This is a genomic window from Morganella sp. BCCO 40_0007, assembly GCF_032989665.1.
Lineage (GTDB): Bacteria > Pseudomonadota > Gammaproteobacteria > Enterobacterales > Enterobacteriaceae > Morganella > Morganella sibonii.
Genome location: NZ_JAVBIN010000011.1, coordinates 93,645 through 106,684 on the forward strand (window position 1 = coordinate 93,645; position 13,040 = coordinate 106,684).

The window sequence follows — 13,040 nt, forward strand, 5'->3', positions numbered from 1 at the left end:
CCGGAGGAAGCCATTTTCAGTTCAGCGATACATTATCAGAGCAGTGTTTTTGATGGCTCTGAAGCTGCATGGTTAGTCGCGGCATGACCACCTGCACCGTGCAGGGAGTAGGCTTCGCGGGCTTCACGCTGGTATTCAGTGATAGCAAAGGCTTCGCCGGTGGTTGCCGGAGCAGGCGCTTTGGTCATCGGTGAATACGCGTGGCGTACGGCCACAACGGCGGCTGTTTCAGTAACCGGTGCTGCCACAGGAGCAGTAACAGGCTCAGCAACCGGTTCAGCAACAACGACCGGTTCAGGCTCTGTAATCACTACAGGTTCTGTAATCACTTCAGGCTCTGCAATCACTGTCGGTTCAGCCGTAACGATGTCAGTTACTGCCGGTTCATCAGCTACAACCTCTGTGGTTTCCTGAGCAGGCATTTCTGCCGGTACAGGTTCAGTCACAGTCTCAGCAGCCGGTGTTTCTTCCGGCGCGGTAACCTGAGGCGCTTCAGAAGCGATTGTCAGAGAGAACTGTTCTGCCACAACCGTGGTTTCTGTCGTTTCAGCAACAATCTGGGTGACAACCGCAGCTTCTGTCACTATCGCGGTGACTTCCGGAGCCGCTTCTGTCATTTCCGGTTCCGCAGGTACAGCAGGTGTCACAACCGGATACTGAACCCACACTTTACCGGAGGCCAGCTCAGGAGAGAACACAGCCATTTCCAGCGGAACCGGGGATTGCGTCAGCTGACGGTCTTCGCGGTAACGGCGGCGGCGCTGACCACTCACACGCAGATGGCGCGGTGAACGGCGGGAGCGGCGCGGCAGAATGTTATCGCTGTGCGTTTCATCACCATTGTTTTCAGCCGCAGCCGGTACGTCTGTATCCGCCGGGACTGCAGCAGGTGCAGTGTCGGTTACAGCAGGAACGGAAGCTGCAACAGCCGGTTCAGTCTGTGTTGCGCCATCCGTAATACGGACAGAGCCGTTCAGCTGGCGGCGGTTACGGCGCTGACGAACCGGTGTTGGTGCATCATCATCTTCCGTATTACCGTCACTGTTCAGGGCATCCTGATCTTCCTGCTGCGCATGCAGTTTTTTCGCATCCTGCTGAGTACGCTTCTCTTCCTGACGACGGCGCTGGCGCTCTGCACGCTGTTCACGGCGTAATTGCTGCTGCGCTTCGCGGGCGGCCAGTTCTTCCGGTGTCAGATCTTCGTTCGGCGTATTCTGATTACGACCTTTACGCGGCTCATTTACCGTATCACGGTCACGCTTGTTACGTGATTCGTTATCACTGCGTTCGCCGCGCTCAGGGCGGTCAGTACGTTCGGTGCGTTCACCGTTGCGATCATTACGGTCGCGGCGGTTACGGCGCTGTTTGTTACGGTCATTCCCGCCGCGGCGGTTATTGTTGTCGTTACTCTGTTTTTTCTCTTTCTGTTCAGTTTCTTCCTGCACAACAGGTGCGGAACCGAACAGCTTTTTGATGAGACGGCTGAAGAAACCACCTTCAGAAGCAGCAGGTGCCTGTTTGTCCTGACGGTTATCGCGTTTACTTTCCGGTTTGCGGGCAGCGGCAGACTGTGCCGGTACCGGTGCGTCGGAAGTAATAGCAAAGGCATTGATAGCCGGTTGCTCCGGCGCACGGCGTTCCTGAGTTTCCTCTTCTTCACCGGCAGCGGATTCCGCTTCGTATTTCTCCGGCAGGCGATAGCTCAGGGTACCGATCTCATCACCGTTACGGACACGGACCACGCGGAAGTGCGGGGTTTCCATCTGGTTGTTCGGCACGATAATCACGCTGACGCCCGCCTGGCGTGCTTCAATTGCACTGACGGCCTGGCGTTTTTCGTTCAGCAGATAAGACGCCACCGGAACAGGGACGATCGCGTGTACCTGATGGGTGTTCTCTTTCAGCGCTTCTTCTTCAATCAGGCGCAGAATGGAGAGCGCCAGTGATTCGTTATCACGCACAGTCCCGGTGCCGCTGCATCGCGGACACACATGGTGGCTTGATTCACCCAGTGACGGGCTCAGGCGCTGGCGGGACATCTCCAGCAGACCAAAACGGGAAATACGGCCGATCTGGATACGGGCGCGATCCTGACGAACTGCCTCACGCATCCGGTTTTCCACTTCGCGCTGATGACGGACCGGCGTCATATCGATAAAGTCGATAACAATCAGGCCGCCGAGGTCACGCAGGCGCAGCTGGCGGGCAATTTCATCTGCCGCTTCCAGGTTAGTGTTAAATGCAGTTTCTTCGATATCACCGCCGCGTGTTGAACGGGAGGAGTTGATATCGATAGCGGTCAGGGCTTCAGTGGTGTCGATAACAATCGCACCGCCGGACGGCAGACGGACTTCGCGCTGGAAAGCGGATTCAATCTGCGATTCAATCTGATAATGACTGAACAGCGGCACTTCGCCCTGGTACAGTTTGATTTTGCTGGCAAAGTCGGCACGACCGATAGCGGTGATGTGCTTACGGGCCAGTTCCAGAATTTTCGGGTTATCGATGAGGATCTCACCGATGTCCGGGCGCAGATAATCACGGAACGCGCGGACGATAACATTACTTTCCTGATGGATCAGGAACGGAGCAGGGCGGCCTTCAGCAACTTTTTTGATGGCTTCCCAGTGCTTGATACGGTATTCGAGATCCCAGCGCAGGGCATCGGCCGATTTACCCACACCGGCGGTGCGGACAATCAGACCCATACCATCCGGGATATCCAGTGCGGACAGGGCTTCTTTCAGCTCGGTGCGATCATCCCCTTCGATACGGCGGGAAATACCGCCGGCACGCGGGTTATTCGGCATCAGAACCAGATAACTGCCGGCCAGACTGATAAAGGTGGTGAGTGCCGCGCCTTTATTACCGCGCTCTTCCTTGTCGACCTGAACAATGACTTCCTGACCTTCTTTCAGGACATCTTTGATATTCGGACGGCCGGAGGCGTGGTAATTAGCAGGGAAATACTCGCGGGCAATTTCTTTGACGGGAAGGAAACCGTGACGCTCTGCGCCATAGTCAACAAAAGCAGCTTCTAAACTCGGTTCAATACGGGTGATTTTCCCTTTATAGATGTTTGCTTTTTTTTGTTCGTGACCGGGGCTTTCGATATCCAGATCATACAACCGCTGCCCGTCGACAAGGGCAACACGCAACTCTTCCTGCTGAGTTGCGTTGATTAACATTCTTTTCATTATAATTTACTCAATCTTTTCATTTAATTAGTGCGCTGCGGGCAATTTCGTTGCTACCGGAACCGATGACCTCGTGGCTTTTACCGCACCGTCAGCCTCCCGGCTGTCGATCGTATAGAGGTGCAAATTGTGTCGGTGAGGTTCAGTCTTGTCTGAATCCCCGTTGCCGGCTGAAAATCACGTTTATACGTGATACCGGCCCGGTAAGCTGCAACCCGCAGCCCGCTGATTATCTGACCGGAAATAACGTCTTACGCCATTGCTGCGTTGTCATCGGTCAGACAAATATAAAATATCTGCTTTGCCAAAATCGGCGCATGCATTATTCCATTGCCGGTGTGGTTATAGCAAGGTGACATTGCATGTTTCGGTGAAAATTATGCAGAAATTTGTTAATGACGTTAATCCTTGGTCTTTTTCCGGAAAAAATGGGAAAATAGCCGCGTAAAACATTGATGCACATTTGCCGCCTGTTTCACCGGATAACGATCCCGGTTTGCGGAGCAACGGTTCAGAGGATAGCCCCCCGTTTCATGAAAACTGATAATCAGACAGTTCAATTTGTTGTTGTGTCCGGCGATGAAGCCGGCCAGCGTATTGATAATTTTCTGCTCGCGCGCCTCAAAGGGGTACCGAAGAGCATGATTTACCGCATCATCCGTAAAGGGGAAGTGCGCGTAAATAAAGGCCGGATCAAACCGGAATACAAAATTGCGGACGGGGACAGCATCCGTATTCCGCCGGTGCGTGTGGCAGAGAAAAATGATGCGCCGGTATCAGCGAAACTGGATAAAGTATCCGCACTCGCAGAGTGTGTATTGTATGAAGATGATCATATTCTGGTGATTAATAAACCGGCGGGCACTGCGGTGCACGGCGGCAGCGGTCTGAGTTTCGGCGTGATTGAGGCAATGCGGGCGCTGCGTCCTGACGCGCGTTTCCTGGAGTTGGTGCACCGGCTCGACCGTGATACTTCCGGTATTCTGCTGATCGCCAAAAAGCGTTCCGCACTGCGGGCGCTGCATGAACAACTGCGTCTGAAGCAGATGCAGAAAGACTATCTGGCACTGGTACGCGGTCAGTGGCAGTCTTCCGTAAAAGTGGTGCAGGCACCGCTGCTGAAAAATATTCTCCAGAGCGGCGAACGCGTGGTGAAAGTCAGCCCGGAAGGAAAACCATCAGAAACCCGTTTTAAAGTGGAAGAGCGCTTTGATACGGCCACACTGGTTAAAGCCAGCCCGGTGACCGGACGTACGCATCAGATCCGTGTGCATACGCTTCATGCGGGGCACCCTATCGCATTTGATAACCGTTACGGTGATGCACAGTTTGATGCACAACTGAAAGGGACGGGCCTGAACCGGCTGTTTTTACATGCGGCGGCACTTGCTTTTACACATCCGTCTACCGGTGAGGCGATGCGTCTTCAGGCGCCGTTAGATGAAAAGCTGCGTCATTGTCTGACTGTGCTGCGGTCGAAACAGGCAAAATAAACAGAGTGCAGACCCCGTTATAAAGAACCCGCGACGAACGCGGGTTTTTTCTTATATTGGCAGTATCGACGACATGCGGTGGTTACTTTGTCTGCACACCGATAATTTTAGTGGTGCAGTTCTGGGCAATCTCACCGATAGCCTGAGAATCCTGTTCTGTCAGTTTCTGACCTTTGCGGATCTGATCATCCAGTTTGGTCAGCCCGTCTTTACCGAATTTTGCCAGTGAGTTGTCATAGACACACTCACAGACTTCCGGGACTTTACTGCGGTTGTCCGGATTTTTCAGGTTGGTCACAGCGCCTTTTGTACAGTCGGCAACAAACGTTGTTTTGTCCGCCAGTGACGGGGCAGCCAGGCCGGCTGCGCTGAACAGCAGCGTTGCGGCAGCGATCATTTTCAGCTTCATGTCAGTTCCTTAACAGTCATCGGATACCCCGGATAAAGGTCAGCGGGGTATCCGCAGTGGGTTGTATCCGGCCTGAATCAGTAATTCTGTCAGGCGGATCAGCGGTAATCCTATCAGTGTATTAGGGTCATCTCCCTGCAGTTTTTTAAATAAGGCGATTCCTAATCCTTCGGATTTAAAACTGCCGGCACACTGATAAGGCGTTTCCGCCAGCAGATAAGCGCGGATTTCGTCATCTTCCAGTGTACGGAAATATACGTGGTAAGGTTCACATATCGTGTGATCTTCCCCGGTGGCACTGTTGTACAGGCTCAGTCCGGTATAAAAGGTGATGCGCTGACCGGAAGCTTTGCGCAGTTGTGCAAACGCCGCATCATAGTGATGCGGTTTGCCGGTAATTTCCCCGTCCAGCACACAGACCTGATCAGATCCGATAATCAGGCTGTCAGGGTATTGCTGTGTCAGCGAGCGGGCTTTTTTGCGGGCCAGGCGCATGACCAGTGATTGTGCGTCTTCTGCCGGGTACGGGGTTTCATCTGTGCCGGGAGCGGCGGAGACAAACGGCACGCCGAGTTTCTCCAGCAGGGCTTTGCGGTACAGGGAGGTGGAGGCCAGAACCAGTGAGATCATAAATATTCCGAAAATCGTGGTAAAAAGAATAAACTCATTCTAAACTATGCGCCGCTTATTGAGTGTATTTTTAGCGGGAAGGCAGGTTACCGCCCTCTTTGCTGTCTATATTTTCTTTGACTATATCGTCTTACGAATATAAGATGCGCGCCTTATGCAAAAGATAAAATTACCTCTGACTATTGATGCAAAGCGCGCCGCGCAGAAGCGCCTGGATTACCGGGGGTGCTATGCACCTGAGCAGGTTACGCGGTTAGCCGAATCGGTAGTCAGTGTGGACAGCGACGTTGATGTTGATTTGACGTTTGAAATCGATCCGCAGCGTCTGACAGTCATTAAGGGAACAGCAGAAACTGATGTTTCACTTGAGTGTCAGCGGTGTGGTAACATCTTCCCGCTTCATGTCCGCGCAACGTATTGTTTCAGCCCGGTTGTCAGCGATGAACAGGCTGAGGCATTACCGGAAGAGTATGAGCCAATTGACGTAAGTGATTTTGGTGAGACAGATTTACTGGCAATGATTGAAGATGAATTAATTCTTTCTCTGCCTGTGGTTCCGGTACATGATTCTGAACACTGTGAAGTGTCCGACGCGGTGAAAGTCTTTGGTGAGCTTCCTCCGGAAGCAGAAAAGCCAAATCCGTTTGCTGCATTAGCCAGTTTAAAGAAAAGTACTTAAGGAGTAAGGTCAATGGCCGTACAACAAAATAAACCAACTCGTTCCAAACGTGGTATGCGTCGCTCTCATGACGCACTGTCAGCAACTCTGGTTTCTGTTGACAAAACCTCTGGTGAAACTCATCTGCGCCACCATGTGACCGCTGATGGTTACTACCGTGGTCGTAAGGTAATCAACAAGTAATCTGCTGCTTTTAAGCACGTTGATATCTTGACTAATCTAACCATCGCGTTAGATGCCATGGGTGGGGATATCGGCCCCCATGTCACAGTGCCTGCCTCGCTGCAGGCACTGGCATCTAATCCAAAGCTCACCCTGTTGCTGGTCGGGCACCCTGATTCCATTTCTCCTCTGCTTGCAAACCAGAATGCTGAGCTGCTCACTCGTCTGCGGGTGATCCCTGCCTATGAGACGATTGCCGGTGATGCCAAACCTTCTCAGGCTATTCGCCAGAGTAAAGGCACATCCATGCGTATCGCACTGGAACTGGTGAAAGAGGGGGAGGCACAGGCGTGCGTCAGTGCCGGAAACACCGGAGCGCTGATGGGGCTGGCAAAACTGATGCTGAAATCCATTGAAGGCATCGAGCGTCCTGCACTGATGACCGTGGTGCCGAATCAGAAGAAAGGCAAAACAGTATTGCTTGATCTGGGCGCAAACGCAGAGTGCAGCAGTGAGATGCTGGTGCAGTTTGCTGTCATGGGCGCGGTGATGGCAGAAGATGTGGCCGGGATTCCTCATCCGCGAGTGGCATTACTGAACATCGGTGAAGAAGAAACCAAGGGACTCGACAATATCCGCGAAGCAGCCACGGTGCTGAAATCGATACCGGACATCAATTATATCGGCTATGCAGAAGGTAATGAACTGCTGACCGGTAAAACGGATGTGCTGGTCTGTGACGGCTTCGCGGGTAACGTTACCCTGAAAACCATGGAAGGGGTGATTCGTGTGATCCTTTCTATGTTTAAATCACAGAATGAAGGCAAATCGTCATCTCTGCTGTACAAAGCTGTGAAGAAAGTCGTGAAGAAAGTGGTGACAAAATGGCTGAATAAACGCTTCAGCCACCTGAACCCCGACCAGTATAACGGCGCTTCTCTGTTAGGATTACGCGGCATTGTGATTAAAAGTCACGGTGCGGCGAATGTAAGTGCATTCAACGCTGCCATTACGCAGGCGGTTCAGACCGTTGAAAAGCAGGTGCCGGAACGAATTGCATCTCGCCTTGCTATGGTATTACCTAAGAGTAACTAACTAATATGTATACAAAAATTTTAGGAACCGGGAGCTATCTTCCTGCACAAATCCGCACAAATGCTGATCTGGAAAAAATGGTCGACACAACCGATGAGTGGATTGTTACTCGTACGGGTATCCGCGAGCGCCGTCTGGCCGGTGATGACGAAACCGTTGTCACGATGGGCCACCAGGCAGCGCTGAACGCACTGGATATGGCAGGTATTCCTGCCGGTGATATCGATCTGATTGTCGTGGGGACCACGTCTTCCACTCACGGTTTCCCGAGTGCCGCCTGTGAAATCCAGAAACTGCTGGGTATCGACAGCTGTATCTCCTTTGATGTGGCTGCGGCATGTGCCGGTTTCAGCTACGCCATCAGTGTGGTGGATCAATTTATTAAAACCGGTATGGCGAAAAAAGCCCTGGTTATCGGTTCGGATGTTCTGGCGAAAACGCTGGACCCTCAAGATCGCGGTACCGTTATCCTGTTTGGTGACGGCGCGGGTGCTTTTGTGGTTGAAGCGTCAGAAGAACCGGGCATTCTCTCCACCCATCTGCATGCGGACGGCCGTTACGGCGATCTGCTGACATTACCGAATAAAGATCGCAAAGACAGCGAAAAACCGGCGTACCTGACGATGGCGGGTAACGAAGTGTTCCGCGTGGCGGTCCGTGAATTAGCCAACGTCGTTGAAGAAGCGCTGGTGGCGAACAATATCGACAAATCAGAACTCGACTGGCTGGTGCCGCATCAGGCAAACCTGCGCATTATCAGTGCCACCGCAAAAAAATTAAATATGGGCATGGATAAAGTGGTGGTAACCCTGGATCGCCACGGCAACACCTCAGCGGCCTCTGTGCCGACTGCTTTCGATGAAGCCGTTCGTGACGGGCGCATCAAACGCGGTCAGCTGATTCTGATTGAAGCCTTCGGCGGCGGTTTCGCCTGGGGTTCTGCTTTAATTCGTTTTTAATTTTTCAGGAAGCTAAATCATGTCTGCATATGCAATGGTATTTCCGGGACAGGGTTCTCAGTCAGTCGGTATGCTGGCTGACCTCGCGGCAAATTTTCCGGTCGTGGAGGCAACCTTTGCCGAAGCATCCGCTGAACTGGGCTACGATTTATGGGCACTCGTTCAGAACGGACCGGAAGAAGAACTGAATAAGACCTGGCAGACCCAACCTGCACTGCTGGCGGCCTCTGTGGCTATCTGGCGCGTCTGGCAGGAAAAAAATGGCGCAATGCCTGCCATGATGGCCGGTCACAGCCTGGGTGAATACTCCGCGCTGGTGTGTGCCGGTGTGATCGATTTTAAAGAGGCCATTAAACTGGTCGAATTACGCGGCCGTCTGATGCAGGAAGCGGTTCCTGCCGGTACCGGTGCGATGTACGCGATCATCGGTCTGGAAAATGACGCCATTGCCAAAGCCTGTGAAGATGCTGCACAGGGGCAGGTGGTATCACCGGTTAATTTTAACTCACCGGGTCAGGTGGTTATCGCCGGTGAGAAAGACGCGGTTGAGCGTGCCGGGGCCTTATGTAAGGAAGCCGGTGCAAAACGTGCACTGCCGTTATCGGTCAGTGTGCCGTCACATTGTGCATTAATGAAGCCGGCTGCTGATAAATTAGCCGTTGCGCTAAAAAATATCACATTTAACACACCAATCTTTTCTGTTGTGAACAATGTTGATGTTAAGATAGAGACTTCCGCCGATGCAATTCGTGATGCATTAGTCCGTCAGCTTTATAATCCGGTACGCTGGACCGAAACTGTTGAGTTTATGGCCGCGCAGGGTGTTGAAGATCTGCTGGAAGCGGGGCCGGGCAAAGTACTGACCGGGCTGACTAAGCGTATTGTGAAAACATTAACATCATCTGCTGTCAATGATATGTCATCATTGGAAACAGCACTTGAAAATCGCTGAGGTTGAGATGAGCTTTGAAGGCAAAATTGCCCTTGTCACCGGTGCGAGCCGCGGAATCGGCCGTGCAATTGCTGAGAAATTAGCAGCACGCGGTGCAACTGTGATTGGTACTGCAACCAGCGAAAGCGGTGCGGCAGCTATCAGTGAATACTTAGGCGCAAAGGGTAAAGGCCTTGCGCTGAACGTGACCGACAGCGCATCCATTGACCATGTATTAGAAAATATTCGCGCTGAGTTTGGCGAAATCGATATTTTGGTTAATAATGCAGGTATCACACGTGACAACTTACTGATGCGTATGAAAGACGATGAGTGGCAGGATATCCTGGACACTAACCTTTCATCCGTGTTCCGTCTGTCCAAAGCTGTTATGCGCGCCATGATGAAAAAACGTTGCGGGCGCATCATCACCATCGGTTCTGTTGTCGGAACGATGGGAAATGCCGGACAGGCTAACTATGCGGCGGCGAAAGCCGGGCTGATTGGTTTCAGTAAATCACTCGCCCGTGAAGTTGCGTCGCGCGGTATCACCGTCAACGTCGTTGCCCCGGGTTTTATCGAAACCGATATGACTCGTGCATTGACAGACGACCAGCGTGCAGGCATTTTATCTCAGGTTCCTGCTAACCGTTTGGGTGATGCTGAAGAGATTGCCAGTGCTGTAGCCTTCTTAGCTTCTGATGAAGCGGCTTACATCACAGGCGAGACATTGCATGTCAATGGTGGCATGTACATGATTTAATGTTTGAGCTAACCATTTGCCGTTTTTGTGTAAACGCACGCAAAAGTGAGTATTTATATGGTTAGACCAGCCGGGATTGGGTTGCATCTTTTCCTGTATTTTATAAACTACGAAAACCATCGCATATAGCGAGTTTTGATAGGAAATTTAATAGTATGAGCGCTATCGAAGAACGTGTTAAGAAAATCATCGTTGAACAACTGGGTGTTAAAGAGGAAGAAGTAAAAAACGAAGCTTCATTCGTTGATGACTTAGGCGCTGATTCTCTTGACACAGTTGAGCTGGTGATGGCTCTGGAAGAAGAGTTCGACATCGAAATCCCAGACGAAGAAGCAGAAAAAATCACAACTGTACAGGCTGCTATTGACTACGTTGAGAACGCAGGCAAGTAAGCATCCCTCATGTCCAGGCGGTCACCCGACCGCCTTGTTTCTTTTATTTTCCCCCCCCGGAGGATAAGCGTGTCTAAGCGTCGTGTAGTTGTGACCGGACTTGGCATGTTATCTCCTGTCGGTAATACAGTCGATTCATCCTGGAAAGCTGTGTGTGCCGGGCAGAGTGGTATCAGCCTGATTGATCATTTTGACACCTCAAACCATGCGACCAAATTCGCGGGTATGGTAAAAGATTTCAATCACGAAGATTTTAATATTTCGCGCAAAGATGCCCGGAAGATGGATCTCTTCATTCAATACGGTATTGCAGCCGGTATCCGTGCAATAGAGGATTCCGGACTTGAAGTAACAGAAGCCAATGCAACCCGCATCGGAGCTGCGATTGGTTCTGGTATTGGTGGTCTCGGACTGATTGAAGAAAACTGCGCTTCTCTGGCAGCAGGCGGCCCGCGTAAAGTGAGCCCGTTCTTTGTCCCGTCAACTATCATCAATATGGTTGCCGGACATCTGAGCATTATGTACGGTCTGCGCGGACCAAGTATCTCCATTGCCACTGCCTGTACATCCGGCGTGCATAATATCGGGCACGCGGCCCGGATTATCGCTTACGGTGATGCAGATGTCATGGTTGCCGGTGGTACTGAAAAAGCCAGCACACCATTAGGTGTTGCCGGATTCGGTGCTGCACGTGCCTTATCCACCAATAATGACAATCCTCAGGGCGCAAGCCGTCCGTGGGATAAAGATCGTGACGGGTTTGTGCTGGGTGACGGTGCCGGTATGCTGGTGCTGGAAGAGTACGAACACGCGAAAAACCGCGGTGCGAAAATCTACGCGGAACTGGTCGGTTTCGGGATGAGCAGCGATGCTTATCACATGACATCACCACCGGAAAACGGTGACGGTGCCGCACTGGCCATGGCAAACGCGATTCAGGATGCGGGCATCCCTGCTGACAGCATCGGCTATATTAATGCTCACGGTACATCCACCTCTGCGGGTGATGTGGCGGAAGCAAAAGCCGTTGAAACGGTATTTGGTGAAGGAACGAAAGTTCTGGTCAGTTCAACCAAATCCATGACCGGTCACCTGCTGGGTGCTGCCGGTGCAGTGGAATCCATTTTCACCATTCTGGCTCTGCGTGATCAGATTATACCGCCGACCATCAACCTGGATAATCAGGATGATGCGGTCTGCAAACTCGACTTTGTACCGGGCAAAGCCCGCAAAGTGGAAGGTATGGAATACGCACTCTGTAACTCTTTCGGCTTCGGCGGAACCAACGGTTCCCTGATTTTCCGCAAGATCTGAGTCTGTTTTCTGAGGAAAAAGCGCCATGACGGCGCTTTTTTTTTACCTGAGGCATCCGTTATCGTGCTTTTGCACAAAAATCACAGCTGTACTATTATACAGGTCTGTCCGGATACTGAATAACGGTTAAATAATAATCGTTAAAACAATGAGTTGGCTATGATACAACAGGCGCATTACTGGGTTAATGGTGTACCGCAGCACACGATTGCAATTTCTGATCGCAGTGTGCAGTTTGGTGACGGCTGTTTTACCACAATGCGTATTGTGAACAGCAAACCGGCATTACTGACACGCCATTTGCACCGGTTACAGGATGGCTGCGCAGGGCTGGGGCTGACACCGCCGGATGAATCACTGCTGACCGAATGGATTATGCAGGCCGCAGACGGCAGCACCGATGCTGTGCTGAAAGTAATTATCTCTGCCGGTGAGCAGGGACGCGGTTATCTGCGCGCGGATGTACCGCCGGTGGTGATCCTGATCCGTTCTGCTTACCCGGCAGGTTATCCGGCATTGCAGGAACGTGGTTTATCGCTGGTAAAAAGCCCGGTGCCACTGTCCGTCAATCCGTATCTGGCTGGTATCAAACACCTGAACCGGCTGGAACAGGTACTTATCCGCCGGTATGTGGCAGAACAACAGGCAGATGAAGCCATTGTCTGTGATACTGACGGTATTCTGACCGAAGGATGCAGTGCAAATCTGTTCTGGCGCTGCGGTGATGATGTATTTACGCCGTCACTGAACAAATGCGGCGTGGCAGGTGTGATGCGCGCGCATATCATGGATGTACTGAAAAACAGCCGTTACCGCTGTTATGAAACCGAACGTTTTCCGCAGGTGCTGGCAAAAGCAGATGAAGTGATTATGTGCAATGCGCTGATGCCGGTGATGCCGGTCAATGAAATCCGTGCGGATGACCGTCATCACTGGCGGTATACTTCCCGTTCACTTTTTACCCTGCTTTTGCCGCACTGTCCGGCAGCAATACCCTGAACGAACAGAGTTAATGA

The 13,040-nt window shown here is 51.9% G+C and carries 13 protein-coding genes; 10 read left to right on the top strand and 3 right to left on the bottom strand.

Annotated features, from left to right (window positions below; translation table 11 throughout):
* Positions 1 to 35 precede the first annotated feature (35 nt).
* Positions 36 to 3,197, bottom strand: coding sequence for a ribonuclease E (gene rne, locus R5268_RS14340; protein ID WP_317419691.1), 3,162 nt, complete (start codon positions 3,195 to 3,197; stop codon positions 36 to 38).
* A 533-nt stretch (positions 3,198 to 3,730) separates the two neighbouring features.
* Between rne and rluC the strand changes: the two genes are divergently transcribed.
* Positions 3,731 to 4,690: a 23S rRNA pseudouridine(955/2504/2580) synthase RluC gene (rluC, locus tag R5268_RS14345; protein ID WP_218454278.1), complete on the top strand. Its 960-nt coding sequence runs from the start codon at positions 3,731 to 3,733 to the stop codon at positions 4,688 to 4,690.
* 82 nt (positions 4,691 to 4,772) lie between these two features.
* Here the strand turns inward: rluC and R5268_RS14350 are convergent, their stop codons facing one another.
* Positions 4,773 to 5,099, bottom strand: coding sequence for a hypothetical protein (locus R5268_RS14350; RefSeq protein WP_046894924.1), 327 nt, complete (start codon positions 5,097 to 5,099; stop codon positions 4,773 to 4,775).
* Between the two features lie 39 nt (positions 5,100 to 5,138).
* The gene (locus R5268_RS14355) at positions 5,139 to 5,729 is read right to left on the bottom strand and encodes a nucleoside triphosphate pyrophosphatase (protein WP_317419690.1); all 591 of its coding nucleotides are present in this window, start codon (positions 5,727 to 5,729) and stop codon (positions 5,139 to 5,141) included.
* Positions 5,730 to 5,883: 154 nt separating this feature from the next.
* Here R5268_RS14355 and yceD point away from each other — a divergent pair, with 154 nt between their 5' ends.
* The 9 genes from yceD to pabC all read left to right on the top strand — a co-directional run bounded on the left by yceD (position 5,884) and on the right by pabC (position 13,023).
* A complete protein-coding gene (yceD, locus tag R5268_RS14360) occupies positions 5,884 to 6,408 on the top strand; it encodes a 23S rRNA accumulation protein YceD (RefSeq protein ID WP_052925930.1) in 525 nt (174 codons plus the stop codon).
* Between the two features lie 12 nt (positions 6,409 to 6,420).
* Positions 6,421 to 6,591 carry a 50S ribosomal protein L32 gene (gene rpmF / locus R5268_RS14365; protein WP_004240653.1) on the top strand — a complete coding sequence of 57 codons (171 nt, stop codon included), beginning with the start codon at positions 6,421 to 6,423 and terminating at the stop codon, positions 6,589 to 6,591.
* Positions 6,592 to 6,618: 27 nt separating this feature from the next.
* The gene (gene plsX / locus R5268_RS14370) at positions 6,619 to 7,665 is read left to right on the top strand and encodes a phosphate acyltransferase PlsX (protein ID WP_072056899.1); all 1,047 of its coding nucleotides are present in this window, start codon (positions 6,619 to 6,621) and stop codon (positions 7,663 to 7,665) included.
* 5 nt (positions 7,666 to 7,670) lie between these two features.
* Entirely contained in the window at positions 7,671 to 8,624 is a 954-nt protein-coding gene (locus R5268_RS14375; RefSeq protein WP_046894928.1) for a beta-ketoacyl-ACP synthase III, read from the top strand.
* A gap of 19 nt (positions 8,625 to 8,643) precedes the next feature.
* Positions 8,644 to 9,576, top strand: coding sequence for an ACP S-malonyltransferase (fabD, locus tag R5268_RS14380; protein WP_046894929.1), 933 nt, complete (start codon positions 8,644 to 8,646; stop codon positions 9,574 to 9,576).
* Positions 9,577 to 9,583: 7 nt separating this feature from the next.
* Positions 9,584 to 10,318 carry a 3-oxoacyl-ACP reductase FabG gene (gene fabG, locus R5268_RS14385; protein WP_004240650.1) on the top strand — a complete coding sequence of 245 codons (735 nt, stop codon included), beginning with the start codon at positions 9,584 to 9,586 and terminating at the stop codon, positions 10,316 to 10,318.
* A gap of 155 nt (positions 10,319 to 10,473) precedes the next feature.
* Positions 10,474 to 10,710 (top strand): acyl carrier protein, encoded by a 237-nt coding sequence (gene acpP, locus R5268_RS14390; protein ID WP_004238075.1) that lies wholly within the window; start codon positions 10,474 to 10,476, stop codon positions 10,708 to 10,710.
* 69 nt (positions 10,711 to 10,779) lie between these two features.
* Positions 10,780 to 12,024 (top strand): beta-ketoacyl-ACP synthase II, encoded by a 1,245-nt coding sequence (fabF, locus tag R5268_RS14395; RefSeq protein WP_046894930.1) that lies wholly within the window; start codon positions 10,780 to 10,782, stop codon positions 12,022 to 12,024.
* A 159-nt stretch (positions 12,025 to 12,183) separates the two neighbouring features.
* Positions 12,184 to 13,023 (top strand): aminodeoxychorismate lyase, encoded by an 840-nt coding sequence (gene pabC, locus R5268_RS14400; protein WP_317419689.1) that lies wholly within the window; start codon positions 12,184 to 12,186, stop codon positions 13,021 to 13,023.
* Positions 13,024 to 13,040 lie beyond the last annotated feature (17 nt).